The organism is Dolichospermum planctonicum (genome assembly GCF_005402965.1).
GTDB lineage: Bacteria > Cyanobacteriota > Cyanobacteriia > Cyanobacteriales > Nostocaceae > Dolichospermum > Dolichospermum planctonicum.
This window is the reverse complement of sequence record NZ_BJCF01000183.1, coordinates 1-251: the sequence shown is the minus strand read 5'-3', so window position 1 is coordinate 251 and position 251 is coordinate 1. Positions and strand designations below refer to the sequence as shown.

General features: G+C 31.9%; 1 pseudogene. It reads left to right on the top strand.

Annotated features, from left to right (window positions below):
• Window positions 1-227 (top strand): annotated as a pseudogene (locus tag FFO06_RS21315) (hypothetical protein); the annotation flags it as partial.
• Between the last annotated feature and the right edge of the window lie 24 nt (window positions 228-251).

The following is a 251-nucleotide window of genomic DNA, read 5'->3' as shown; positions in this document are numbered from 1 at the left end:
ATTTGAAAAAGTTATCACCAGAAGAATTTGCTTGTGAAGCAGATGCTATGAAGGCATTATCAAAATTATCAAAACAGTTTAAATATCACCAAATTAACGAAAGTAAAGTTACTCAAGTCAAATCTAACCCACATTCCGCACCCCAAACTGTCACAGAGGTAAATTACGTAGAGAAAAAATTAAAGAGAGCATCAAAACAAACATATAAAGTGAAAAAAGGCATTTGAGAAACAGTAAATCACCAAAAACGT